General features: G+C 58.6%; 23 protein-coding genes and 1 pseudogene. 7 read left to right on the top strand and 17 right to left on the bottom strand.

Features of this window, described 5'->3' with window-relative positions:
* Positions 1-471: 471 nt before the first annotated feature.
* The 5 genes from BFP89_RS01505 to kynU form a co-directional block, all read right to left on the bottom strand.
* Positions 472-1,365 carry an NAD-dependent epimerase/dehydratase family protein gene (locus BFP89_RS01505; protein WP_065883515.1) on the bottom strand — a complete coding sequence of 298 codons (894 nt, stop codon included), beginning with the start codon at positions 1,363-1,365 and terminating at the stop codon, positions 472-474.
* Positions 1,366-1,468: 103 nt separating this feature from the next.
* Positions 1,469-2,365 carry a LysR family transcriptional regulator gene (locus BFP89_RS01500; protein ID WP_065883513.1) on the bottom strand — a complete coding sequence of 299 codons (897 nt, stop codon included), beginning with the start codon at positions 2,363-2,365 and terminating at the stop codon, positions 1,469-1,471.
* Positions 2,366-2,394: 29 nt separating this feature from the next.
* Complete coding sequence (locus BFP89_RS01495) at positions 2,395-3,162, bottom strand: sulfite exporter TauE/SafE family protein (protein WP_065883512.1); 768 nt, start codon at positions 3,160-3,162, stop codon at positions 2,395-2,397.
* A gap of 46 nt (positions 3,163-3,208) precedes the next feature.
* Positions 3,209-4,615: an amino acid permease gene (locus tag BFP89_RS01490; protein WP_065883510.1), complete on the bottom strand. Its 1,407-nt coding sequence runs from the start codon at positions 4,613-4,615 to the stop codon at positions 3,209-3,211.
* A 210-nt stretch (positions 4,616-4,825) separates the two neighbouring features.
* On the bottom strand, positions 4,826-6,076 hold the full coding sequence (kynU, locus tag BFP89_RS01485) for a kynureninase (protein WP_065883508.1): 1,251 nt from the start codon (positions 6,074-6,076) through the stop codon (positions 4,826-4,828).
* Between the two features lie 144 nt (positions 6,077-6,220).
* Here kynU and BFP89_RS01480 point away from each other — a divergent pair, with 144 nt between their 5' ends.
* The 3 genes from BFP89_RS01480 (at position 6,221) to BFP89_RS01470 (ending at position 10,148) form a co-directional block, all read left to right on the top strand.
* Positions 6,221-6,694 carry an Lrp/AsnC family transcriptional regulator gene (locus BFP89_RS01480; RefSeq protein WP_065883506.1) on the top strand — a complete coding sequence of 158 codons (474 nt, stop codon included), beginning with the start codon at positions 6,221-6,223 and terminating at the stop codon, positions 6,692-6,694.
* Between the two features lie 195 nt (positions 6,695-6,889).
* Entirely contained in the window at positions 6,890-8,293 is a 1,404-nt protein-coding gene (locus tag BFP89_RS01475) for an amino acid permease (RefSeq protein WP_065883504.1), read from the top strand.
* A gap of 166 nt (positions 8,294-8,459) precedes the next feature.
* Entirely contained in the window at positions 8,460-10,148 is a 1,689-nt protein-coding gene (locus tag BFP89_RS01470; protein WP_065883503.1) for a M60 family metallopeptidase, read from the top strand.
* Positions 10,149-10,198: 50 nt separating this feature from the next.
* Here the strand turns inward: BFP89_RS01470 and kynA are convergent, their stop codons facing one another.
* Positions 10,199-11,071 carry a tryptophan 2,3-dioxygenase gene (kynA, locus tag BFP89_RS01465; RefSeq protein ID WP_065883502.1) on the bottom strand — a complete coding sequence of 291 codons (873 nt, stop codon included), beginning with the start codon at positions 11,069-11,071 and terminating at the stop codon, positions 10,199-10,201.
* Positions 11,068-11,718, bottom strand: a complete 651-nt coding sequence (gene kynB / locus BFP89_RS01460; RefSeq protein WP_065883501.1) for an arylformamidase — start codon at positions 11,716-11,718, stop codon at positions 11,068-11,070. The genes kynA and kynB overlap by 4 nt, the downstream gene beginning before the upstream one ends.
* A 310-nt stretch (positions 11,719-12,028) precedes the next feature.
* Between kynB and BFP89_RS01455 the strand changes: the two genes are divergently transcribed.
* Complete coding sequence (locus BFP89_RS01455) at positions 12,029-12,373, top strand: cupin domain-containing protein (protein ID WP_015885872.1); 345 nt, start codon at positions 12,029-12,031, stop codon at positions 12,371-12,373.
* Positions 12,374-12,561: 188 nt separating this feature from the next.
* Here the strand turns inward: BFP89_RS01455 and mmsB are convergent, their stop codons facing one another.
* Entirely contained in the window at positions 12,562-13,449 is an 888-nt protein-coding gene (mmsB, locus tag BFP89_RS01450; protein ID WP_065883500.1) for a 3-hydroxyisobutyrate dehydrogenase, read from the bottom strand.
* Positions 13,450-13,465: 16 nt separating this feature from the next.
* A complete protein-coding gene (locus BFP89_RS01445) occupies positions 13,466-14,983 on the bottom strand; it encodes a CoA-acylating methylmalonate-semialdehyde dehydrogenase (protein ID WP_065883498.1) in 1,518 nt (505 codons plus the stop codon).
* Positions 14,984-15,107: 124 nt separating this feature from the next.
* On the opposite strand from BFP89_RS01445, the gene BFP89_RS01440 reads away from it, so the two are divergent.
* Entirely contained in the window at positions 15,108-16,058 is a 951-nt protein-coding gene (locus BFP89_RS01440) for a LysR family transcriptional regulator (RefSeq protein WP_065883496.1), read from the top strand.
* Positions 16,059-16,358: 300 nt separating this feature from the next.
* Here BFP89_RS01440 and hxsC read toward each other — a convergent pair whose 3' ends face one another.
* The 4 genes from hxsC to hxsA2 are packed head-to-tail and all read right to left on the bottom strand — an operon-like array spanning position 16,359 to position 19,552.
* Positions 16,359-17,522, bottom strand: coding sequence for a His-Xaa-Ser system radical SAM maturase HxsC (hxsC, locus tag BFP89_RS01435; RefSeq protein WP_065883494.1), 1,164 nt, complete (start codon positions 17,520-17,522; stop codon positions 16,359-16,361).
* Positions 17,516-18,973, bottom strand: a complete 1,458-nt coding sequence (gene hxsB / locus BFP89_RS01430; RefSeq protein ID WP_065883492.1) for a His-Xaa-Ser system radical SAM maturase HxsB — start codon at positions 18,971-18,973, stop codon at positions 17,516-17,518. Before hxsB ends, hxsC begins: the two co-directional genes overlap by 7 nt.
* A complete protein-coding gene (locus tag BFP89_RS01425) occupies positions 18,966-19,268 on the bottom strand; it encodes a His-Xaa-Ser system protein HsxD (RefSeq protein WP_065883490.1) in 303 nt (100 codons plus the stop codon). Before BFP89_RS01425 ends, hxsB begins: the two co-directional genes overlap by 8 nt.
* Positions 19,268-19,552 carry a His-Xaa-Ser repeat protein HxsA2 gene (hxsA2, locus tag BFP89_RS26925; RefSeq protein WP_083207993.1) on the bottom strand — a complete coding sequence of 95 codons (285 nt, stop codon included), beginning with the start codon at positions 19,550-19,552 and terminating at the stop codon, positions 19,268-19,270. Before hxsA2 ends, BFP89_RS01425 begins: the two co-directional genes overlap by 1 nt.
* A gap of 277 nt (positions 19,553-19,829) precedes the next feature.
* Here hxsA2 and BFP89_RS29585 point away from each other — a divergent pair.
* A pseudogene (locus BFP89_RS29585) lies at positions 19,830-19,934 on the top strand (LysR family transcriptional regulator); the annotation flags it as partial.
* A 331-nt stretch (positions 19,935-20,265) separates the two neighbouring features.
* Positions 20,266-20,556: a DUF3077 domain-containing protein gene (locus BFP89_RS01420; protein ID WP_065883486.1), complete on the top strand. Its 291-nt coding sequence runs from the start codon at positions 20,266-20,268 to the stop codon at positions 20,554-20,556.
* A 158-nt stretch (positions 20,557-20,714) separates the two neighbouring features.
* Here the strand turns inward: BFP89_RS01420 and BFP89_RS01415 are convergent, their stop codons facing one another.
* From BFP89_RS01415 to BFP89_RS29165, 4 genes are all read right to left on the bottom strand, one after another.
* The gene (locus tag BFP89_RS01415) at positions 20,715-21,206 is read right to left on the bottom strand and encodes an OmpA family protein (protein WP_065883484.1); all 492 of its coding nucleotides are present in this window, start codon (positions 21,204-21,206) and stop codon (positions 20,715-20,717) included.
* Between the two features lie 4 nt (positions 21,207-21,210).
* The gene (locus BFP89_RS01410) at positions 21,211-22,473 is read right to left on the bottom strand and encodes a diguanylate cyclase domain-containing protein (protein ID WP_065883483.1); all 1,263 of its coding nucleotides are present in this window, start codon (positions 22,471-22,473) and stop codon (positions 21,211-21,213) included.
* Positions 22,470-23,036: a YfiR family protein gene (locus BFP89_RS01405; protein WP_065883482.1), complete on the bottom strand. Its 567-nt coding sequence runs from the start codon at positions 23,034-23,036 to the stop codon at positions 22,470-22,472. Before BFP89_RS01405 ends, BFP89_RS01410 begins: the two co-directional genes overlap by 4 nt.
* A gap of 142 nt (positions 23,037-23,178) precedes the next feature.
* A partial coding sequence (locus tag BFP89_RS29165) for an ATP-binding domain-containing protein (RefSeq protein WP_256097297.1) occupies positions 23,179-24,140 on the bottom strand: 962 nt, incomplete at its 5' end.

The following is a 24,140-nucleotide window of genomic DNA, read 5'->3' as shown; positions in this document are numbered from 1 at the left end:
TGAATCCGTGGGCAACCCGGCAGGACGCCGGGTTAGCCGCACTGGGCCATGGATGGCCCATTGCGGCGGCCCACGGATTCAAGCCGGAGAGAGGGCACACCGAGCATTAGCGAGGTGCCGAGTGGTGGGGCAAGAGCGTTTTGCTTACTTTTGCGCTTTTCAAAAGTGAGCCGCCGTCAGGGCGGAACCCTAAGTGGTCGTGACCGCAGAAACGGATATGTACTCAGTCTGATCCAACATCCTGGTCGGCCCTGAGGCCGCCATCGGGGGCAAGCCCCCTCCCACATTTGGACCTCGGAGCGTCAGGTAGATACGCGTTAGCTCCCTCGCCACAGGTGCGGTGTCGCACCAAAACTGTGTAGATACCTATGCCAATCGGGGGCAAGCCCCCTCCCACATTTGAACTGTGAATACATTCAAAGTGTGGGAGGGGGCTTGCCCCCGATAGCCTCACCCCGGTATCAAGCAACATCACACCATCTCGTGGCGAATCCACTCCACCACCGACGTACGCGTCGGCACCCAGCCCAGCCGTTCCCGGGCATGCTTGCCGCGCACTCGGCTGTTGGAGCCCAGCCCGTAGTTGGCCATTTCATAACCCCACTCGGCCTCAGCCTCGGCCAATGGCCAGTCCTGCGGCTCGCCCAGGTTCAGCGCCTGGGCAATCGCCGTGGTCATGTCGATAAAGGCCGCTTCGCCGCTTTCCACGAAGTAGAACGTGCCCGGCACATTCTTCGTCAACGCCAGCAGGTACAGCGCGACCACGTCTTCGATATGCACGTTGGACCAGATGTTCTGCCCCGGCCCCACATGACGTACCACACCACTGTTGCGAGCCTGTTTGAGCAAGCGCGGCAATTGCACGCTGTCGCGTTTCACGCCCAGGCTGTGACCGTAGATCAGGGTGTTACAGATCACGGCCGAATTCACACCCTCCCTGGCGGCGGCCAGGATCAGGTTATCGATCGCCACCCGAGCGGCCTTGTCGGCGGTCGGCTGCGGCAGATTGTCCTCGAAGTAAATGACATCACTGGCCTTGCCGCCCGACGCGTCGCCGACGATGCTCGAACCGCTGGTGTGCAGGAACGGCTTGTTGGAGCCTTTCAAGGCAGCCAGCAGGGTTTCGACGCCGGCGCGATGGTCGCTGCTGGCGGCGTTGATCACCGCATCGGCTTGCTGCGCCTGTGCGGTCAAGACCGCCGCGTCATCGAGGGTGCCGATCACTGGGGTGATGCCCAGTGCCGTCATTTCAGTAGCTTGCTCGGCGCTGCGCACCAGGCCGGTGACGGCGTGCCCGGCCTTGACCAGGCCGTTGGCGATGGAACCGCCGATAAAACCGGCTGCGCCGGTAACGAATACATTCATGGAGAGTGCTCCTGACTGGGTAAGTGATGAGCCCAGTATCCAGCAGCCCCCGACGTTGAATAACCCCGTGCCGGCCAATTCACTCTTGCGCGGCAGTCACGAATCAGCGGGCATAACGCGCCAATTTGGCCTGGATAAAGTCCAGGAAGCATTGGATACGCAACGCCAGTTGGGAGTTGCGGTAGTACACCGCATGGATTGGCTGGCGGTAGCCACTGTTGAAGGTGTCCAGCAGTGGCACCAGGCGTCCGGCATCGATGTCTTTGTGGGTCATGAAGTTGGACAGGCAGCAAATGCCCTGCCCCTCCAATGCCAGGTGGCGCACGGTTTCACCGCTGGAGGCGGCAATACCCGGCTGGATCAGCCAGCGGTCACCTTCGGCATGGCGCAGCGGCCAATGGTTGAGGGTGTCGGTGTGGGTGAACCCCAGCAACGTATGCCCGGCCAACTCGGCGACGGTGGTCGGCGTGCCGTGTTGCTTGAGGTATGCGGCGCTGGCCAGGATGTGCAGCGGCGTGCTGCCCAGGGCGCGGGCATGCAGGGTGGAGTCGGCCAGGGTGCCGATACGAATGGCAATGTCGGTGCTTTGCTCCAGCAGGTCGATGATCACGTCGTCGCTGTTGAGCTCCAATTGGATATCCGGGTACAGGCCACGAAACTCGCCGATGTACGGCATGATCCCGTGCAGCATGAACGGCACCGCCGCATTGATGCGCAGCCGCCCGGCCGGTTTTTGCTGGCGTGACGACAGACGCTCTTCCAGCTCTTGCATTTGCGCCAGGATCACCTTGGCCTGCTCGAAGAAGTACCGGCCCTCCTCGGTCAAGTCCATGCGCCGCGTGGTGCGGTTGATCAGGGTGGTATCGAGCTTGGCCTCCAGGCGCGACAAGGTGCGGCTGACCGCCGACGGCGTCTGCCCGGCCTGCTCGGCGGCGGCGGAAATCGAGCCGCACTCGATCACGCTGACAAAAATCTGTAGTTCATCGGATCGGGCTTTCACGGGCTGTCCTGGTTATCGGCTCGGGCTCATTATTGACCACTGAACAACAAATGGCCTCCCAATAGCGCCATGCCACTGAAAAATCCGCGCTTGAACCACAACGCACTGATGCGCTGGCGCACCACCTGGCCCAACCACATCCCCAGCAACGCCGGCACCAGCGCCAACAACGATGCGCTGATTTCACCGCCACCGAGCGCGCCGCGCCAGGCGAGCCCGCCGGCCAGCGCGAGGGTCGAGACGCTGAACGACAGCCCCAGCGCCTGCACCAACTGATCGCGGCTCAACCCTAGCGCCTGCAGGTACGGCACCGCAGGAATCACGAACACGCCGGTGGCCGCAGTGATGACGCCCGTGACCACCCCGCACAGCGGGCCCAGCCAGCGCTCCGTTCGGGGTTGCACCTTGAAGGTCGGCAGGAATAACCCACTCAGTGCATACACCAGTAACGCCGCACCCAACGCGCGTACCACCCACGGCCCTCCGTCCAGGCCCAGCCACAGCGTGCCCAGCCCTGCACCGAGGACAACCAGCAGCAACATCGGCCACAGGCGCTTGAGCAAGGTACTCAGGTGCCCACCCAATGCCAGTTGCCAGAGGTTGGTGACCGTCGACGGAATGATCAGTAACGCCGCAGCCTGCGCCGGCAGCATAGCCAGGCCGAGCATGCCCATGGCCACCGTGGGCAGGCCAAGGCCAATCACACCCTTGACCGTACCGGCCAGCAGGAACGTGCCGACAACCAACAGCGTCAGGGCTGGGCCGAGGTTTTGATAGAACGTCAGGAAAGTCATCATGCCGGGAGTATGCCGTCAACTGCCGTCGTTCGAACACCTGCCGGTGTCATACCAGGGCCTTGTTCGATGCCCCGGCCCTGCCCTTGCGGAAAAACCCGTAATACACCGCGCTCAGGATCAGCAGGAACGGCACGCCAAACACCAGGGTCATCCTGAACGCCTCGGTGAAATACGTGGTGATCATCACCGCACCCATCAGTACCAGCCCCAGCAAGGTGCTGTACGGAAACAGGCGCAGCTCGAAGGACAGCGTCGGCCCGCCGTGGCGTTTGCGGTAGCGCCGGAAAAACAGGTGCGTGAGGAAGATCATGAACCAGGTGAAAATTGCCCCGAACATCGAGATCGCCATCATCAGCGTGAACGAACTGTCCGGGTACAGCACATTGAGCAGGGTCGCCAAGGCGATACCGGAGCTGGACAGCAGCAAGGCATTGAGCGGGATGCCGCTGTTGCTCAACGCGCCCATGGATTTGGGCGCAAACCCTGCGCGGGACAGGCTGAACATCATGCGCGTGGTGATGTAGAGCTGGCTGTTCATCGCCGACAGCGCCGCGACCAGAATCACGAAATTCATCACCCCGGTGGCGCCGGGAATGCCGATGGTCTGCATCACTGTGACGAACGGGCTCTGGGCCTGACCCGCCTGGTTCCACGGCACGATGGCCAGCATCAGGGCCAGGGTCAGCAGGTAGAACACCACCAGGCGCACGAGGGTCGCGCGAAAGGCTTTCTTCACCGCTCGCTCCGGATCGGCCGCTTCACCGGCAGCCACCGCGATCATCTCCACACTCAGATAGCTGAAGATCGACACGATCACCGCGATCCACATGCCGCTCAACCCATGGGGGAAAAACCCCTCATGGGCCGTGTAGTTCTGCACGCCATATTCCGGGTTGCCGGAGCCGAACACCAGGTACACGGCCAGGATGATGAAGCCGACGATCGCGCTGATCTTGATGGTGGAGAACCAGTATTCGAAGTTGCCAAAGGTCTTCACACTGATCGCATTGAGCAGGATCAACACGCTGGAGAATGACACGATCCATACCCATTCCGGCACGTTGGCGAACCAGAACTTCATGTACATCGCCACCGCCGTCACCTCGGCGCCGACTGCCAGCACGATCGCCGCCCAATAGGCATAACGCACCAGGAACCCGGCCAGCGGGCCAATATAAAACTCGGCATAGGCGCCAAAAGAGCCGGAGGTGGAATGGGCCACCGTCATCTCCGCCAGGCACCCCATCAGGATCAAGGTAATCACCGCACCGATGGCATAGCTGAGCAATACGCTGGGCCCGGCATAGCCAATCGCGTAGGCGCTGCCCATGAACAGCCCGGTACCAATGGCGCCGCCGATGGCGATCATGCTCATTTGCCCGCAAGTGAGCTGGCGCCTGAGGCCCAGTTCGCGGTGGGTGATTTCTGCAAAGCCGTTGTCTGGCGTGGTCACGTGGCGTGCCCCTTTTATTATTGTGATTGGTGCTGTTGTCACAGATGGCAAGTCCTGATGCCAGTCAGTCAAGCGTACCTGGCCCGCTGTAGGAGCGAGCTTGCTCGCGAAAAATGTCAACGATAACGCGTGCTTGCTGAATGAACGCGGTGCCTGTGAGTTTTTCGCGAGCAAGCTCGCTCCTACAGAGGGCGGGGTACGCTTAAGCTCTTAGGTCACGCTGTTGCGCACCTTGAATTGCGCCTGGTCCCAGGTGGTGGTGTCGAGAATGTCACCGAGGATTTCCACCGCATCCCACACGTCGGTGAAGCGTGTGTACAGCGGGGTAAAACCGAATCGCATGATGTGCGGCTCACGGTAATCACCGATCACGCCCCGGGCAATCAGCGCCTGTATCACCGCATACCCTTGAGGGTGTTCGAAACTCACATGACTGCCGCGCCTGGCGTGTTCACGCGGGGTGATCAGCTTCAAGCCATGAACGGCGCAGCGTGCATCGACCCGCTCGATAAACAGATCGGTCAGCGCCAGGGATTTGCTGCGCAGGCTGGCCATGTCCGTCTGTTCAAATATCTCCAGCCCGCACTCCACCATGGCCAGCGAGGTGATCGGCTGGGTGCCGCACAGGTAGCGGGCGATGCCGGCACTCGGCGCGTAGCTGGATTCCATCGCAAACTGACGGGTATGCCCGAACCAGCCCGACAGCGGCTGGCGCACCAGGTCCACCAACGCGGGGTTGACCCACACGAACGCCTGGGAGCCCGGGCCGCCATTGAGGTATTTGTAGGTGCAGCCAATCGCATAATCGGCGCCGGCCGCGTGCAGGTCGATGGGCACCGCACCGGCCGAATGCGCCAGGTCCCAGAGGCTCAACGCGCCGCACTCATGGCTCAAGTCGGTGAGCGCATGCATGTCATACATATAGCCGCTCTTGTAGTTGACGTGGGTGAGCATCACCACCGCGACATCCTGGTCGATGGCGCGGGGCAGTTCGTCCGGGCTGTTGACCAGGCGCAGCACATAACCCTGTTGCAGCAGCTCGGCGAGGCCCTCGGCGATGTACAGGTCGGTGGGAAAATTGCTCGCTTCGCTGACGATCACCTTGCGCGCCGGCGCACGCTCGCGCTGTACGCTCAGCGCCGCGCTGAGCACCTTGAACAGGTTGATGGACGTGGTATCGGTCACCGCCACTTCGCCCTCGCCGGCGCCGATCAGCGGTGCCAGGCGATTGCCCAGGCGCAGGGACAGATCCGCCCATCCGGCGCTGTTCCAGCTGCGAATCAGGCCGTTGCCCCATTCTTCGGCGATCACCTGTTGTGCCCGCGCCAGCGAGGCCAGCGGACGCGCGCCGAGGGAATTACCGTCGAGGTAGATGACGCCCGCAGGCAAGGCGAACTGATCGCGCAAAGGCGCCAGCGGGTCCTGGACGTCGAGCGCTTGGCAATGGCTTCGGGTGGTCATGGTCTGTCCTGGTTTTTATAAGAGAAGATGGACCAGATAATGAACGAAGCTTTAGAGAATTTTCGTGCAAAGTGGTAGGTGAAGCGCTATTTAAGCTGTAGGAAATTCGAATTTAACTCCCAAACACGCGGATTTATTCAAATTATGATTCTTGACGCCACCGACCTGCGCCTCCTGCATTTCCTGCAACAGGATGGCCGTATCAGCAACCAGGAACTGGCGGAAAAAGTCGCGCTGTCGCCCTCGGCCTGCCTGCGTCGTTTGCGCCTGCTGGAGAGCGAAGGCGTGGTCAGCGGCTATCGGGCGGTGCTCAATGCCGAGCAGTTGGGCATTGAGCTTGAGGCCATCGTGCACCTGTCCTTGCGCCAGGATGTGGAAGATTGGCATGAGACCTTCATCGAGAAAGTGCAGGGCTGGCCGGAGGTGGCCAGTGCCTATGTGGTCACCGGCGCCAGCAACTATGTGCTGCGGGTCCAGGCGCGCAACCTCAAGCATTTTTCGGACTTTATCGTGAACCAACTCAACCGCACGGCAGGGGTCGTGGATATACGCTCGGAGATCGTGCTGCAGAAAATCAAGGATCGGGATGAGGTGCTGGATCTGGTCCTGCGCAAATAGCCCCTGCCCGCCAAACGCGTGGGCCCGCTGCGGATCGTCACTGAGGTTGGTCCGGGTGGTCACGGATCAGGCACTTGATGGCGTCCAGCTGTATTACGAAAAGTTTACGCAGAGTAATATCTGCCCCTCAGCACTTCTGAGGGGCTGATGCGCCTGCACTCACCCTTAAGAAAAACAAGTATGAAGGGAACGTTAATGGCGGATGACATGGTAAACCCGGTGGGCCTCAAGCGCGGCCTGAAGAACCGGCACATTCAACTGATTGCCTTGGGTGGGGCGATTGGCACGGGGCTGTTCCTGGGCTCGGCCGGGGTGCTCAAGTCGGCAGGGCCGTCGATGATCCTGGGTTACGCGATAGCCGGTTTCATCGCCTTCCTGATCATGCGCCAGCTCGGCGAGATGATCGTCGAAGAGCCGGTGGCCGGCTCCTTCAGCCACTTTGCGCATAAATACTGGAGCGGTTACGCGGGCTTTCTCGCAGGCTGGAACTACTGGGTGCTGTACGTGTTGGTGGGCATGGCCGAACTGACGGCCGTGGGCAAATACATCCAGTTCTGGTGGCCGGAAGTCCCGACCTGGGTCAGCGCGCTGGTGTTCTTCGTCGCGGTCAACCTGATCAACACCCTGAACGTGAAGTTTTTCGGTGAAGCCGAGTTCTGGTTCGCGATCATCAAGGTGGTGGCGATTGTCGGCATGATCGTGCTCGGCTGCTACCTGCTGTTCAGCGGTACCGGCGGCCCGCAGGCGTCGGTCAGCAACCTGTGGAGCCACGGCGGTTTCTTCCCGAACGGTGGCATGGGGCTGTTGATGTCGATGGCGTTCATCATGTTCTCGTTCGGTGGCCTGGAGCTGGTCGGCATCACTGCCGCCGAGGCCAGCGAGCCGCGCAAGGTGATTCCGAAGGCGATCAACCAAGTGGTGTACCGAATCCTGATTTTCTACGTCGGCGCCCTCGCCGTGCTGCTGTCGCTGTACCCGTGGGATCAACTGCTGCAAACCCTCGGCGCGTCGGGCGATCCCTACAGCGGTAGCCCGTTCGTGCAGATTTTCTCGCTGATCGGCAATGACACCGCTGCGCATATCCTCAACTTCGTGGTGCTGACCGCGGCGCTGTCGGTCTACAACAGCGGCGTGTACTGCAACAGCCGCATGCTGTTCGGCCTGGCCGAGCAAGGCGACGCGCCCAAGGCGTTGATGAAGCTCAACAAGCAAGGCGTGCCATTGCGGGCGCTGGCGATTTCGGCGCTGGTGACCCTGCTGTGCGTGGTGGTCAACTACGTCGCGCCGAAGAGTGCCCTGGAGTTGCTGTTTGCATTGGTGGTTGCCTCGCTGATGATCAACTGGGCGCTGATCAGCATCACCCACATCAAGTTCCGCAAGGCCATGGGCGAGCAAGGCGTGACGCCGTCGTTCAAGACCTTCTGGTTCCCGTTCAGCAACTACCTGTGCCTGGCGTTCATGCTGGTGATCATCAGCGTGATGCTGGCGATCCCGGATATTCGTGAGTCGGTGTATGCGATGCCGGTGTGGGTGGGGATTATCTATATTGCCTACCGGTTCCGGATGCGCAGGAACAGTGCGCGAGTGGTTGCTCGGTAGACCGCTCTGCGAATGGCACCTCAACAATAAAAAACGGCACTTCCCGAGTGCCGTTTTTTAATACGAGTGCCGCCTTTACCGTCCGTCTTAACTGTCACTTCTGACAGTAGTCAAAAATAATAGCCCTGCCAAATACTCAGGCTCATTTTCAAAGAGTCTGACTATCATGAGTAAGTTAATCACACTTACCTTCTCCAATAACAATATTGAGGCCACTCCGTACGTGGGCAAGCCATCCCAAAGCGTTCGTATTGTGCAGCAAGCAGACGGGAACTCTGGCATTCGCAGTTTCTATACCGATCTAGCGCTCAATCTCTCCGAGACCGGAGTATGGGCATCCCCCTACGAAGGCAGTGCTTATCAAAGCTTTTGGATAATCCAGCAGCCTGACGGCTCCAGTATCATTCGAAATGCTTATTCAGGCAGTGCTTTAACAATGACTGAATTTGGGGTCCGATCAAGCAGCTACGTAGAGGGCAATCGAAATCAGCGCTTCAACCTGATCCCCCAAGCGGATGGGTCTACAGGGCTGCGTAAAGTCTCTCGTTCATTATTCAACGGAACCGTCGACGCTTTTGAAGCCATAAAAAGGGTAGGCAATTGGTTTTTCAATAGTGTCCAGCAACCCACAGGCTTCTATCACCCTAAAAATTCCGTACTTACCTGCGAGCTTTTACTCACAGGGACGATTGAAGGCAGCCAACCGACGTTGATAATCGGTGCCGCCTATACAGACCCTGACACTACTTATGCGCTTCCTCGGATCTACCCCTTGACGGTAGGACTCAATACGATAAGGGATGAGGGCGGCGGCATGGTCTATTTGCTACTCGGCGGTGAAGAAAACACCGCAAACCTGACATTTACCTCAGGGGTTGTAGAAGCGCCCTGTTTTGAACATAAAAAAAACACCCTTAAAAACTATAGAGATATGCTGAGAGCCTGGGACAGTTCGCCCTTTGTCGAACTTATCAGTGAGCGCGCAGTTGTCACCGTCAGTCGTGCGGCGGCATTGACCTACCAAAGCAGTGACCAAAACATCCTGATGGATACTTACGAACAAATAATATCTATCGAGGACAACCTGTTGGGCCTTGATGGATCAACAGCACTGCACAAGAGAGCGCCTCTCAAACACCACCTTATTCTGGGCAATTACGGAGGACCGGGATATGCCCATGCCGCGCATGGATATACGGCCTATCATGAAAATTTCGGCCGAGAATTGCTGACACCCAATGGCCTGAAAGGATCGTGGGGAGTCGCTCATGAACTCGGGCATCAAAATCAGATGCTGGCCTACCTCGCGCCTGACTTTATTGAAGTGACTAACAACATTCACTCACTCGCGGTAGAACGTGCGTTCGGATTGCCTTCGACACTGACCGGACAAGGTGCCGATGGGCGAGACATTTGGGACAGTACACTTGCGAAGCTCGGCTCACCCAACCTATCAATTGCTGATTTGGGTATATACGAACGCCTGGCTGCACTTGAACAACTCAGACTCGCATTTGGTGATCAGTTTTGGCGAGACCTGAACAGAACGACTCGAGAACAATGGTCATCAAATGGCTTTTGGCCTAATCGGGAAAAAGCCTTTGACAACCTTGGGTTGTTTGCCTCGATAGCCGCTAAGGCTGACCTGCGCGACTTCTTTTCCGCTTGGGGTATACCTCTTTCAAATCAGTGTAAAGAGGACATCGGGCGCTTGGGCTTGCCATTACCATCGGTCAAGCCGCAAACCCTCCGTGAGCCTCGGTCAACGCAACCATCAACTATTGCGCCACCGGAACTCATACACTGCACCGACCATCCTCACCCATTTGGCTGTAACACTGACAGTACACATTAAGCATCTCGTATCGGTAAAAGCACTCTTCGCCAGGACGTCGGCTAACTTACCTACAGCGAAGAGCGCACCCGCCAGAGTTCGGGAAACAACACCGTGTCGAGCATCTTGCGCAGGTAACCCACACCTTCCGTGCCGCCGGTACCCGGTTGGAAGCCGATGATGCGCTCCACCGTGGTGACATGCCGGAAGCGCCACTGGCGGAATGAATCTTCCAGGTCGATAAACTTCTCGGCCAATTGATACAGATCCCAGTAACGACTCGGATCGCGGTATACCTCACGCCACGCGGCCTCCACCGATTCATCGTGAACCGTTGCCGCCGCCGGGTCGCGCTCGGCCCGTTTCGGGTCTATCGCCAGACCGGCCTTGAGCATCAGGTTTACGGCCTCGTCGTATAACGACGGCGTAGCAATCGCCACCTGCAATTGCTGCTGCAACTCCGGGCGATGGGCGTGGGGCCGCAGCAGCGCCGGGCTCTTGTTGCCGAGAATGAATTCAATCTCGCGGTACTGGAACGACTGGAACCCCGACGACTGCCCCAGGAACGGGCGGATCGCCTTGTATTCAGACGGTGTCATGGTCGCCAGCACCGCCCAGGCGTGCACCAGTTGATCGAAGATCCGCGAGACCCGCGCCAGCATCTTGAACGCCGGCGGCAACTCACCGAGGCGCACATGGTCGCGGGCCGCCTTGAGTTCGTGCAGCATCAGTTTCATCCACAGCTCCGAGGTCTGGTGCTGGATGATGAACAGCATTTCGTTATGGTCCGGCGACAGCGGGTGCTGGGCGCTGAGGACTTTGCCCAGGTCCAGGTAGTCGCCGTAGCTCATGGACTCGGAAAAATTCAGCTCGGCGTTGTGCCATTCCTCCGGGGGTCGGTAATCGGCAGGCTTATATTCTGAAGAGAAGGGACACTGGCTCATCGCGTGGGCTCCAAAAGCGGGCGCAGGATTGCGCGGACCGGGCTGGCGTCCAGGTTGGCAAAACGCAGCGGCAGCGCGATCAGTTCGTAGTCGCCCTCCGGTACGTCGTCGAGCACGATGCCTTCGAGGATCGCCATGCCATGGCGCGCCACAGCGTTGTGCGAGTCCATGGTCTTGGACTGTTGCGGGTCCAGGGAGGGCGTGTCGATCCCGATCAGGCGCACGCCGAGGCCGGCGAGCAGCTCGATGGTTTGCGGGGCGATGGCCGTGAAGTCTGAATCCCATTGCGTCAGGGGGGCTTGTGGATAAGTGCGCAGCAGCACGCGTTCGGGCAGGTTATCCACACGCCCCTGCAGTTGATGCGGTTGCACCAGGGCACCACTGCCCAGGCAGTGCAACACCCGGCACGGGCCCATGTACACGTCCAACGACACCTCGCCAATCGGCGCGCCATCGGCGCTGTAATGCAGCGGCGCATCCACATGGGCGCCGGTGTGCGGCGACAGCGTCACACGCCCCACATTCACCGGGCACTGCGGCCCGAACTGCCACACGCGCTCTTCCTGGAACGGCGTATCGCCCGGCCAGGTCGGGGTCGCCGCACTCAAGGGCGGGCTGATATCCCACCACGTTTTTATTGGGTTCATTTAACGGCTCTCACTCATTCCTGAGTGAATGATACGAGGGCCGGACGTGAATTTTCTTGCGAATTCTGGCGTGAACGGGGAGTTCTTTCGCAGTTACTGCGAGAAAGTCGCTTATTTACGCGCAGAACCGCCTCTGAACACAGTGGCGATGCAACCGGCAATACAAGGTGGGAGGGAGCTTGCCCCCTCCCACATTGACCGCGCTTCGTATCAGGCTGCGCTTCTGGGCATACCGATGTCGAGTCCAGACCACCAGCCCCCGCTGCGACGCTATAGGGTTCGACTCTTATTCCCTTGCCTCGGAGTCATCATGTCCAAGCCCATCACCGTACTGCGCGACACCCATCCCTTGCCGGTCCTGGATGCCTGCAAATGGGAAAAGCTCGAAGGCGACCCGCACACCGTCAACCTCAACGCCTACACCAGCGAAGACGGCAGCAAGATCATGGGCACCTGGATCTGCACGCCGGGCAAGTGGTACGTGGACTACGTGAAATGGGAGTACTGCCACTTCCAGGAAGGCTATTGCATCATCACGCCGGAAGGCATGGAGCCGATTCACCTGCGGGCTGGGGATATCTTTGTGGTGGAGCCCGGGATGAAGGGGACGTGGGAGGTAGTGGAGACGGTGCGTAAGTATTTTGTGTTTGCCTGAGCCATCTCTACAGCAAGCGGTTTTCCTACGGTGAACGGGCTCGCCCGACATCGTTTGTAGGAGCGAGCTTGCTCGCGAAAAACGTCAACGATAACGCGTGTTTCCTGGACGCACGCGGCGTCTGTGAGTTCTTCGCGAGCAAGCTCGCTCCTACAGTAGACCTTATTGCCTCAACTCCACTCACCCCATCATTCAGGCTTGCGATAGCTGTTAATGATCGCCGAAAAGTCCTTGCCCCCTTCCCCACGCTGGCTCATCGATTGATACAACTGCTGGGCCACCGCACCGAGGATCACCGGCTGTTTTGCCTGGCGCGCCGCTTCGGTGGCCAGGCCCAGGTCCTTGAGCATCAGGTCGGCGCCAAAACCGCCGGTATAACCGCGCGACGACGGCGCAGTTTCAATCACGCCCGGCCATGGATTGTAGGTGTCCGAACTCCAGCAGCGCCCGGTGGAGCTGTTGATGATGCCGGACAGCACCTGCGTGTCGATGCCCAGCGCATCGCCCAGGGCCATCGCCTCACTGACGCCGACCATGCTGATGCCCAGCAGCAGGTTGTTGCAGATCTTGGCGATTTGCCCCGTGCCCACGTCGCCGCAGTGCACGATGTTGCGGCCCATCTGCGCCAGTACCGGTTGCAGGGTGGCGAACAGTTCAGGCGTGGCGCCGACCATGAAGGTCAGCGTGCCGGCTTGCGCCCCGCCGGTGCCGCCGGACACCGGTGCGTCGGCCATCACCACGCCTTGCCGGGCGGCGGCAGCGGCGACATCGCGGGCGGTCTGTGGGTCGATGGTGCTGCAATCCACGGCGGGAATGCCGCTGCCGATGCCGGCGAGCACACCGTCTTCGTTCAGCCACACACTGCGCACATGGGCGGCGGCCGGCAGCATGGTGATCACCAGTTCAGCGCCCTGGGCCGCGTCACGCGGTGAGTCGCTGATGTGGCCGCCCAACTCGGCCAGTTCCTTGAGGACGGTCTGGTTCAGGTCGAACAGGTTCAGCGCGTGCCCGGCCTTGATCAGGTTGCGGGCCATGGGCGCGCCCATGTTGCCCAGGCCGATAAATGCAATCTTCATGGTCGTCTCCCAGGTTTCAGCGCAGGTTGATGGTGGTGTTGACGCCATCGTTGACCGTGTCGTCATCGAACCAGCGGCTGGTGACGGTCTTGGTCTGGGTGTAGAACTGCACCACCTGCTTGCCGTACGGGCCCAGGTCCCCCAGCTTGGAACCACGGGAGCCGGTGAAGCTGAAAAACGGCACCGGCACCGGGATCGGAATGTTGATGCCGACCTGGCCTACATCGATTTCACTCTGGAACTTGCGCGCCGCCGCGCCGCTCTGGGTGAACAGGCCGGTGCCGTTGCCGAACGGGTTGGCGTTGACCAGCGCAATGGCTTGATCGAGGGTGTCGACCTCCAGCACCACCAGCACCGGGCCGAAGATTTCTTCGGTGTAGATGCGCATGTCGGTGGTCACGCCCGAGAACAGGGTCGGGCCGACAAAGTTGCCTTGCTCGAAGCCCTGCACCTTGATGTCGCGGCCGTCCAGCTCCAGCGTGGCGCCTTCTTTCACGCCGCTTTCGATCAGTTCCAGGATACGTGCCTTGGCGCGCTTGGAGATCACCGGGCCCACATCCGTACCCGCCTCGCTGCCGGCGTTGACCTTGAGCTTTTGCGCCAGCGCCTTGAGGTCCGGCAGCCATTGCTTGGACGCGCCCACCAGCACCACCACCGAGGTGGCCATGCAACGTTGGCCCGCCGCGCCGAAACCGGCACCGACCAGGGCATTGAGGGTGTGTTCGCGGTTGGCATCCGGCAGCACCACCGCGTGGTTTTTGGCGCCCATCATCGATTGCACGCGCTTGCCGTGCTTGCCGGCCAGGTCATAGACGTGGGTGCCCACGGCGGTCGAACCGACGAAGGATACGGCCTTGATGTCTTTGTGGGTGCACAGCGCATCCACCACGTCCTTGCCGCCGTGCACCACGTTAAGCACGCCAGCAGGGACACCGGCTTCCAGAGCCAGCTCCACCAGCAGCATGGTCGAAAGCGGGTCTTGCTCAGACGGTTTCAGGACGAAGGTATTCCCGCACGCGATCGCCATCGGGAACATCCACAGCGGAATCATCGCCGGGAAGTTGAACGGGGTGATACCGGCGCACACGCCGATGGGTTGGCGCAGCGTGTAGGTATCCACGCCACCGGCGACGTTTTCAGCGAATTCGCCCATTTGCAGGGTGCCGATGGAACAGGCGTGTTCCACCACTTCCAGGCCACGGAAAATATCGCCCTCGGCATCGGCAATGGTCTTGCCCTGCTCGTTGCTGAGGACCACGGCAATGCGCTTGGAATGTTCGCGGATCAAGGCTTGCAGCTTGAGCATGATGCGCATGCGCGCGCCGATCGGCGTCAGCTTCCAGGTCTGGAAGGCGCGATGGGCGGCGTCGATGGCCGCGTTGACCTCATCGGCCGTGGCGAACGGGACTTTGGCCAGTACTTGCTGGGTAGCCGGGTTGACGATGTCTTGCCATTCGGTGGTCTTGGACTCGACCCACTCGCCGTTGATCAGCAACTTGACCTGTTGTACGGAAATATCGGCAGATGCGTTCATGAGGGTCTCCGGATCTTGTTGTTATGCAGAGAGTGAATCGCCTTGAAGAAGGAGGCGTTCGGACTGTTTTTGGAGTATAGATGTGCAAATCTCTAATAAGAACGCACATAAAAGCCGGTCCAATATGCAAAAAAACATTACATCACTGGGCTCCCTGAACTGGGATGACCTGAAGTTTTTTCTCGAAGTGGCCCGCACCCGCAAGGCCAGTGTCGCCGCCAAGCGCCTGGCGGTTGACTACACTACGGTGTCGCGGCGCATCAGCTCGCTGGAAGTGTCGCTGGGCACGCTGCTGTTCGAAAAATCCCGGACCAACGGTTTTGTCCTGACCGCTGAGGGCCAGCGTTTGCTGGGTTACGCCGAATCCATCGAAAGCACCCTGCACATGGCGTGCGAACAAGTCTCCGGCTCCGGCGTGGCGCTGTCCGGCCATGTGCGCATGGGCTGTACCGAGGGCTTCGGCAGCTTCTTCGTCACCCCGCAACTGAGCCACTTCGTCGACACCTACCCGGCGATCTCGGTGGACATCCTGCCCCTGCCGCACTTCATCAGCCTGTCCAAGCGCGAAGCCGACATCGTCATCGCCCTGGAACGCCCGGAACACGGCCCGTACGTGTGCTGCAAACTATGCGACTACAAACTGCAGCTGTACGCCACACAGGACTACCTCGACCAACACCCGCCGATCCAGCGCCCGGCGGATCTGGCCGAGCATCCGTTTATCAGCTACGTGGATGACCTGGCGTTCAGCTCGGAGTTGCTGTACTTGGCGAACGTAGTACCGGGCGCCAGCGCCAGCCTGCGCAGTACCAGTGTGATTGCACAATACGTCGCCGCGCAGCAGGGCCGGTCGATGGCGATATTGCCGTGTTTTTTGGCGGCGCAGGACCCGCGACTGCTGCCGGTGCTGGGGGAGCAGATCGCGATTACGCGGCAGTTCTGGATGTATTGCCGGGAGGATTTGAGGAAGTTGAAGCGAATTACGTTGTTGTGGGACTACATCCGGGAGGTGACGGAGCAGAATCAGAGGTTGTTGATGGGGGAGACGCGGGAGATGCGGTTTGCCAGTCAATAAGCCTACCGGGTTTCTGGATAAGCCAGCGCGGATCGAATCTCCGAATTCCCGCTTGGCCAGATTTCTGGAGGGTTGCCACACCAAATGTTCCGAGCAGCCAATCCGAGGAGGACTTGCCGGAATACTTTAACTGCGGCCGCGATGACTTCCCATTTTAAGAGTAGATCTAACAGATTTTCCCCTTAAGCATTCCTCAGTTGGAGCGTTACATAGAGCGCCCAAAAACCGCCTATGAAAATTTTAAGCGTAAGGCTGTTGTTTGCATCAAAGACATTGCGGCTTGCAGATTTGAAGCCAAAGTCAGAATGGGATTAGATGCTTGCTGTAGCCGAATTTAACACCTGATGCAAAAAAGCCCCCGCACTCACGCTGTTTTGTGCAGCTCTGGCACTCATGCGCGTACTCATTCTTCCAGTCACTGATTGACTTCCGGTAGTAGGGCTGAATGTCCGGATTCACCAAACAAAGCTGATGATTATAGACCGAGATATTCATACCGTATTTGGCCAGAATACCAACCGATTTGCTGAGCGTGTCTTTGTATTCGACAGGGTCGATCCACAGCTCATCAAGATTGGCCCTGGTGAAACCCATCATCTCAAGGCCCATTAGCGCAACATGGTCAACAAACAGCAGATTGCGTGCAATGAACTCACACAGTTCAGGCAGGCGCTGCACTGATAGTTTGTGAATGACAACTCGGATCTCAACCTTCTGACCCAAGCGCTTCAGATTGAGGATGCCCTGAATGGTTTCATCGAAGGCACCCTGGGCCTGGACGATGTAGTCATGTAGCGTAGGATCGTCTGAATAGACAGGGATTCCGATCATCGCGTCGGGCAATTCAATCCGCGCATATTTTTCAGCGAATGCTGGGTCTTTGAAGCTGCGCCCGTTTGAGAGGATATGGATTGCGGTTCTCGGCAGGTAACTTTTTGTCAGACTGATAATTTTAAGGAAGCGCTCCCGATTGGTTGTCGGCTCGCCCCCAGTAAACCCCAACTCGCGGGTATCTTTGGGAATAAGCGGAATCAGACTCTCGATTTCGTCAAGTATCCACGAGTCATCAGCTGCTTTAGGCGGTTGTGAACACATAAGACAGTAATGATTGCATTGCTCGGTGACCAAGATGCTGTTGTGCGGCGACGATGCTCGAAACAGCACGCTAATGCTCTGACGACCAGCTGAAAGTCGGATGATGTCACCATCACCGATGTAGCTGTAGTCATTCGGTAAGAGCGAGTAATCGGAGTCGGACGGCAGTACCTCAACCAACTGTCGATGTTTCTCAAGCAGAAGGTAGTGCGCGAATCCTCGGGGGATCTCCTGATCGGAAACCAAGTAGGCTACTTCCCGTCGCAAGACTTCTGGCAAACTCCGGCTGGTCGACACCTTGAGCAGAGTAAGTTCCCTATGAACATCAACCGCATGGATGCGGATAATCTTTCCGCCGAGTTTCAGCATCGGTTGGCCCAACCCATAAAAATCCGTTTTGTTTGCTCATCACTTTCCATCAGTTCAATGAGATGCTTAAAAATCGCCATATTTCGCTTGCAGAAAGAGGACTCAGGTTTTCTTGCTACAAAGTCCTTATGAATGGCGTGATGGTAGACAGGCTCCGCTCCACAGTAAGGTTCAAATGCACAATCAGAGCACATTGGAGCGCTTAAGGTGAAAGAATTTTCCAGTGCATCCAGAAGCTGATCAGAGAGGATGATTTCCTCATATGAGTGTTCAAGAATGCTGCCCAGACGGAACGTATGATCTCCCATTTCAGCAAGCATACGGCTTTCATCTGAGGCGTAGACCGATCCATCGTAGTTGAACACGATGGCTGCGATACCAGCGCCAGCAGGGTTCATCAAATCAACGAAACCAGGGTCCCCTGATGTCAGCATTTTTGTCAGCACGAGCGAAGAATATTGCTCTACAAATCGTATGCCGGACTTATTTAGTTCAATGATGTACTCAAGGCCCTCCTTGTAAAATTCCAGCCAGCGCTCCGTATCATACGACATGAATTTTTTAGTCTTTATCGCAAAACCGTAAGGGGAGAGCGTGCGGAGGAAGATGCCATCAAAGCCTAGGCGCAAGTACTCATCAATTATGTCGCGTGCTCGTATCAGGCTCTTATCTGTGGTTGTCATCAGGGCTGACACTTGGTCATAGCCGAGGGCTGCACGGGCTTTCTTCAAGCCTTCCTCGAAACGCTGATGACTATCTCTGCCCGGGCGTGGACGATTTGCATTATGCAGATCCATTGGTCCGTCGAGCGAAGATGAAAGAACTATATTGTGCTGCTTACAGAAGTCGAGCACATCATCGGTCAGTAGCGAAAGCGTGGTTGCAATGACGAACTGTAGGTCGCGCCCTTCCTTGACGTTACGTTTTTTGGCCTCAAGAACAACGTACCTCACCATCTCGAAGTTCAGCAGCGGCTCTCCACCCTGAAATTCAATTTTGATGGCGGGATTGGGTGACATAAAAACGAAATCTAACGACTTGTCTGCCATCTCTGTGGTCATGTCGAATTCGCCTTTGCTCTCCGACTGCCTCGAAACCTGGCAATACGGGCAGCTATGGTCACACCGAAGAGTCACTACAAAGATATGCAGGTTGGTGAACTCTGCCAACCTGGATAATCGCGTACGAATTTTTAGAGCCAGAAGCTGAAGTGGCGCTTGCTCATTGGTGAAGCGAATGAACTGCTTGGATCGAAGCGTAGGGATCAGCTCTGATGAGAGCGGAAGCGTCTTGCTAATGATCGGTTCAAGCATCGGCACAGGTATGACATGAAATTCGCCTGCCATGTTGGTAATGACGTACTCATCGTCATTCAGACGGTCGAACTTAAAGGGCAGCAACTCGTAGGGACGTTGCTGCGCGTAGAACTCCAGCTTTTGGAATTTACTCACTAATCAGTCCGGTTTTTGAAAAGGCCAGTCCGAGTATCAGGTTCTTGATCGGTTGCGTCTCAACTGCCAGTCGGTGACGAAGCTGATAATCGAGCGCATCCTTTTTGAACTCTTGGACCGCACACAGAAAGGACTGCTCGTCCACTCCGATATTCGATGACAAAGCGCAGACGAACTGCCCCCCATCAGGGGTTATATCAACCGTCAGGGCGTTGATCGATCGATATGCAGCTTTCTGCAAAACCTGCGCGTCATAAAGCCGCTCATCAAAAACGAGCTTATGAGAGAAATCCATTACCGACCCGAATAGTGGGAGCTGTGGGAACTGTGCGAAGAGTGAGAGCTATGGGAGCTGTGATAAGCCATCATCTGCCCGTGATCGCCGCGTTTGAGAACAAAGGCAAACAAATCGTTGCCACCACGGACCGAAAGGTTCTCGCTTTGGGCTTCAGCTTGAAATGTGTTCTTGGCTTCAGAGCTGGGCTCTACAACCTCATAGGTAGTTAGAGCGGAAGCTTGTTCTGTAGCAACGGCTGCAGCCAAAGTGGCCAAGGGAACCAGAAATGAGCGCTTTTTCATTGCAGATGTCCTTATCGATGTGATGGTTATTCGCCTCAGTGTCGGTGACTCGCGCTGATGATGTCAATGTAGTATCGACTAATGGCCTTTTACTCATCCACAACGCGATAATCGGCTCCCTTCTGATTTCGGACTTCTTGCCGCTGGGTATAAATTGAGAAAATGCTAGGGCCGAAAATGATGCTGATCCCAACACCTACAAGCTCTCCATAAACGCCACAGTTTGCGAACGCCTTTGTCAGCGCCATAGCACCTGCTCGCCGACCATTAAGACACTAAAGCCTTACGCGAGACGTTGTTGTGGGATTACATCCGGGGGGTGACGGAACAGAATCAGGGGTTGTTGATGGGGGAGACGCGGGAGATCACGTTCGCAGATTAAAGAGCCATCAACGACGATTCCCTTTAAATTGCAGGACGTTTCCTAGAGAATCCATGGCCTATTGCGCCATAGGATTTGAGTGTCTAGCCTCCTCGGGTCGCTGCAAAACGGCGACTGGGTTTAGCGACCCGAGAAACGTAGGTTCAACGCCCTCAATTACTTTGGCTGGCCACTTTTGCTTGCCTCATTGTGTTATGGCGGCTGTGCGCGGGAGACCTTCGGGTCTACCGGGTTCCTAGGTTACCGGTTCGCTAACCCGCGTACAGCTGCCACCTCTCCATGTTTAGCGACGTGCCGTGGCGGTTTCTACTTATTAACCTAAGGAAAAACCATGTCCAAGATCGTTCCCGATCCACCGCTTTCCTCGATCATTACCCTGGGCGTCGTCACCTTCGGCGACTACGGCGAAAACCAAAAACCATTGTTCCGCGTCAATGCCGGCATACCGGTTGAGGAAGCCCTGGAGCACGCCTCTACCCTGCTTTTTTACTCCAAGAAACTCGCAATGGAAGCCGCCATGGATGTGCGCGGCGAGCAGTACGCTTGGGCCGCGCATTATCTGTGTGAGATGGGCAAGGCGGTAGTGGATGACTTGACGCAGGCGATGACGCCGAGCCGTTGAGCGAACACAGTCTTAAGCACAATGCAGTACAACTGTGGGAGGGGGCTTGCCCCCGATGGCGGAGTGTCAGTTGCCAGTTGTATTGGCTGACACACTGCTATCGGGGGCAAGCCCCCTCCCACATTTGAATGCGTTTCAGATTGAGGACGGTGAAGGCCTTAGTCCGCGATGACCACAATCGACACGCGTCGATTTTCGGTGCGCCCCGCCGCCGTTGTATTTTCCGCCACGGGCTCGCTGCTGCCCAGGCCGCGCAGTTGGATGTTTTGTTGTTTCATGCCCACGCTGCTCAGCACCTTGCCCACACTTTCAGCACGGCGCAGGGACAAGGCCTGGTTGTAGAGTTCCTTGCCCGACGCGTCGGTGTGGCCGTCGACGCGTACACGTTCGATGCCTGCGCCCACCAGGGCCTTGCCGATGCGCTCGACGATGTCGGTGCTCGGTTTGTTGAGGGTTTCGACGTCGCTGCCAAACAGCACTTTGCCAGACAAGCCGAAGGCCCAGCCTTCGTCGGTCAGCTCGAAACCCTGCTGCTTGAGCACGGCCACTTGTGCCGGGCTCAGGCCTTTGGGCGGTGAGGTCTGGCAGCCGCCGAGGACCAGGCAGGCGAGAAGCAAGCTGATGAATACAACGCGCGGGTGAGAGAACAAGGGATTAACTCCTGTGCTGGACATTGACGACAGAGTGCACAGGCTCCGCCGTTTGCTGACTGCCCGAAGACAGCCGCTTGGCTTGGTACATCGCCACATCGGCGGCATTGAGCAGGGTGCCGGGCGTGGCGCCATGATCGGGATAAATGGCGATGCCGATACTGAGGGAGGTCAAGACCTGGGTGTTGCCGGGCAGCGGGATCGGTTGGTCCATGCTGGCAATGATCTTGTCGGCAATGCGTTGCGCATCCTCGATTTTGTTCAGCGGCGCCAGCAGGACGGCGAATTCGTCACCGCCCAGGCGGGCCACCAGGTCATCTTCGCGCAGCTGTGCCCGCACGCGCTCGGCAACGGCCACCAGTACGGCATCGCCGGCGGCGTGGCCGAAGTTGTCGTTGATGTCTTTGAAACGATCGCTGTCGAGAAACAGCACGCCTACCCGTTCGTTGACTTTGGCGGCGCTGCGCAAGGCTCGAATCAACCGGCCTTCGAAGAATGCACGGTTGGGCAGGCCGGTGAGGCTGTCGTGGCTGGCCTGGTGCGCGAGGGTTTCGTTTTCGCTTTGCAGATGACTTTGCCAGGCCTCCATCTCGCCCAACAGGGCATTGAAGTCGCTGCCCAGGCTGTCGAGTTCGGCAATCTGGGCCGGGGGCACGCGCCGGTCAAAGTCGCGCTCGCTGCGGGCGGCGTGGGCCACGGCGGCAAGGCTTTGCAGCGGCCCGGTGATGCCATTCAACAGACGCCGCGCCAGATGCAGCGCCACCCAGGCGCTGAGCGCGGTACAGATCACAATGCCCGCCAGGCCGCTGAGCAGGAAGCGCAACAGGCTGCCGCCATGACCGGTCAGGTGGATACTGCCGACCGTTTGCCCCTGGTGAAGGATCGGCTGGCTGATGGGTTGCTCGAGCAAGGCATGCGCCAGTTCGAGTTCAACCCGCGACAACATCCCGTTGTTCGGCCGCACCCATTGCGCCAGCAGCTTGCCACTGGCATCGAAGACTTCGGCCTGGGCCACCTCTTCGGTCGAAGCGATCAGGCTCAAGGCTTCAGTGGCGGCGGCGCTGTCGTCGAACACCACAGCCGCTTCCACGGTGTAATTGATCGAGCGTGCGATCAAGTGCAGGTTGTGCTCGGCGTACACCCGCAGCGCCAGCACGCCGAGCAGGGTCAGGGACACACTGGCCAGCGCCACCGCCACCAGGGCCAGGATCATGTGCCCTCTGCCGATGACCGACCTCAGGGTCGGTCGCGTCTTGGCCGGCCTCATGGCGTCGGCGCTCGACGGCGCGACAGTTGCAGCACGCTGGGGTGAATGCGTACGCCACTGCGGGCAACGGAATCCAGGTTCACCTCAAACGACACTTGCGCATCACTCACCCGCAGGCAGAACAGGCTGCCCACGGTGCATTGATCGCCGCCTTCGCTGATGCTGAGCACCGGATGGCCGATCAATGAAGCAAACAACGCGGTGCGTTCGTCAGCGCTGAGTTTGCCGATGTAGACGGCGTCGCAGGCACTGACGATGTCCGGATGGTTGGCCAGCAAGCGTCGCACTGCCACCGGTCGGCCGGTGGCCTGGGTGGTGCCCTTGATCAGGTCGTCGGTGTACTGGGTGGGCCCGACGATGCACAAGCGCAGTTGCACAGGCTCCACCGGCCAACGGGCATAACTGAGAATCCCCAGCACGACTTGGGTGACCGTCTGGGCGCGCTGCTCGGCCAAACTGGGCGTTTGAGCCCAGGCCTGTGGAGCGAGCAGGCATAGCACCGCCACCTGCAACAGGCGTCTCCAGCTCAAACTGCGCTCTGAGAGCGAGACAGCCACGTTCATGCAGCAATTCTCTCAAGAAATTCGATGGTGATGCCGCAACGATAGCACAGCAGCGGAAAACCCCATGACGCGAGGCTTTCCACAGTGCTGAGTATTTTTTCAGAAAAATCAGACATCTGAATCAAAAATATCGCATGACCGTTCAGTCAGCTTCCTCGGCCATGGCGTCCAGCTCCAGCATCAGCCCGCTCAAGCGTTTGACCCGGCGCCGTACGGCTTCCTCAAAGACGCCGGCACGGGGTTCGATCAGGCTGAACCAGCGTTTGGCGCGGGTGATGCCGGTGTAGATCAGTTCTTTGGTCAGTACCGGGTTCAACGCGTCCGGCAGGATCAGCGCGGTATGGGCGAACTCCGACCCCTGGGATTTGTGCACGGTCATGGCATAGACGGTTTCCACATCATTGAGCCGACTGGGCAGCACGAAGCGCACACCACCCTGGCCGTCATTGCGCGGGAAAGCCACGCGCAGCACCTGAGGGCCGCCGTCGCTCTCGGGCAATTTCAGGGCGATACCGATATCCCCGTTCATCAGGCCCAGGCCGTAGTCGTTACGGGTCATCAGCACCGGACGCCCTTCATACCACTGCTCGTCGCCCTCGATCAGCCGCACCTTGCGCAGGGCGGCGGTGATGCGCAGGTTCAGCCCTTCGACGCCCCAGGGACCTTTGCGCACGGCGCAGAGCAACTGGAACGCGTCGAAGGCTTGCAGCAGTTGTTGCGCCCAGTGGGTCCAGGCGTGATCGTCACGCGGGGTCTGCGGCGCAGGACGCGCCGACTGCAGCAGGTTCAGGTAATAGCGATAGCCCTGGGCACCTTCGCCCTGCCCGTCCAGCACCAGGCGCTCAAGCGCGTGATCATGCTCGCCCTTGAGGCTGAGGCAGAACAGGTCGTCATGACTGCGCGCGGCCAGCAACATGCGCGCTTGCTCAGCGTTCTGCTGGTTGACCCAGCGCGCCAGTTGGCCGATGCCGCTGCCCTCGCCGAAGCGACGCGAGTAGCGCAGCATCACCACCTGCTGGGCCAGCGGATGACTGCCGTCAAGGTCTTCCTGCAAGCCGCTGTTGCCGAGGTCTTCGGCGCTGACCGCTTGCAGCCATTGGCGGG

Source organism: Pseudomonas sp. 31 R 17 (genome assembly GCF_900004915.1).
In the GTDB taxonomy this organism is placed as follows: domain Bacteria; phylum Pseudomonadota; class Gammaproteobacteria; order Pseudomonadales; family Pseudomonadaceae; genus Aquipseudomonas; species Aquipseudomonas orientalis_A.
This window is presented reverse-complemented; position numbering and strand designations above follow the sequence as displayed.

Coding starts and splice junctions, on each gene's coding strand:
- BFP89_RS01505 (WP_065883515.1), bottom strand. CDS start 1,365: ATGAATGTATTCGTTACCGGCGCAGCCGGTTTTATCGGCGGTTCCATC.
- BFP89_RS01495 (WP_065883512.1), bottom strand. CDS start 3,162: ATGATGACTTTCCTGACGTTCTATCAAAACCTCGGCCCAGCCCTGACG.
- kynU (WP_065883508.1), bottom strand. CDS start 6,076: ATGACCACCCGAAGCCATTGCCAAGCGCTCGACGTCCAGGACCCGCTG.
- BFP89_RS01480 (WP_065883506.1), top strand. CDS start 6,221: ATGATTCTTGACGCCACCGACCTGCGCCTCCTGCATTTCCTGCAACAG.
- BFP89_RS01475 (WP_065883504.1), top strand. CDS start 6,890: ATGGCGGATGACATGGTAAACCCGGTGGGCCTCAAGCGCGGCCTGAAG.
- BFP89_RS01470 (WP_065883503.1), top strand. CDS start 8,460: ATGAGTAAGTTAATCACACTTACCTTCTCCAATAACAATATTGAGGCC.
- kynA (WP_065883502.1), bottom strand. CDS start 11,071: ATGAGCCAGTGTCCCTTCTCTTCAGAATATAAGCCTGCCGATTACCGA.
- kynB (WP_065883501.1), bottom strand. CDS start 11,718: ATGAACCCAATAAAAACGTGGTGGGATATCAGCCCGCCCTTGAGTGCG.
- BFP89_RS01455 (WP_015885872.1), top strand. CDS start 12,029: ATGTCCAAGCCCATCACCGTACTGCGCGACACCCATCCCTTGCCGGTC.
- mmsB (WP_065883500.1), bottom strand. CDS start 13,449: ATGAAGATTGCATTTATCGGCCTGGGCAACATGGGCGCGCCCATGGCC.
- BFP89_RS01445 (WP_065883498.1), bottom strand. CDS start 14,983: ATGAACGCATCTGCCGATATTTCCGTACAACAGGTCAAGTTGCTGATC.
- BFP89_RS01440 (WP_065883496.1), top strand. CDS start 15,108: ATGCAAAAAAACATTACATCACTGGGCTCCCTGAACTGGGATGACCTG.
- hxsC (WP_065883494.1), bottom strand. CDS start 17,522: ATGCTGAAACTCGGCGGAAAGATTATCCGCATCCATGCGGTTGATGTT.
- BFP89_RS01425 (WP_065883490.1), bottom strand. CDS start 19,268: ATGGATTTCTCTCATAAGCTCGTTTTTGATGAGCGGCTTTATGACGCG.
- hxsA2 (WP_083207993.1), bottom strand. CDS start 19,552: ATGAAAAAGCGCTCATTTCTGGTTCCCTTGGCCACTTTGGCTGCAGCC.
- BFP89_RS01420 (WP_065883486.1), top strand. CDS start 20,266: ATGTCCAAGATCGTTCCCGATCCACCGCTTTCCTCGATCATTACCCTG.
- BFP89_RS01410 (WP_065883483.1), bottom strand. CDS start 22,473: ATGAGGCCGGCCAAGACGCGACCGACCCTGAGGTCGGTCATCGGCAGA.
- BFP89_RS01405 (WP_065883482.1), bottom strand. CDS start 23,036: ATGAACGTGGCTGTCTCGCTCTCAGAGCGCAGTTTGAGCTGGAGACGC.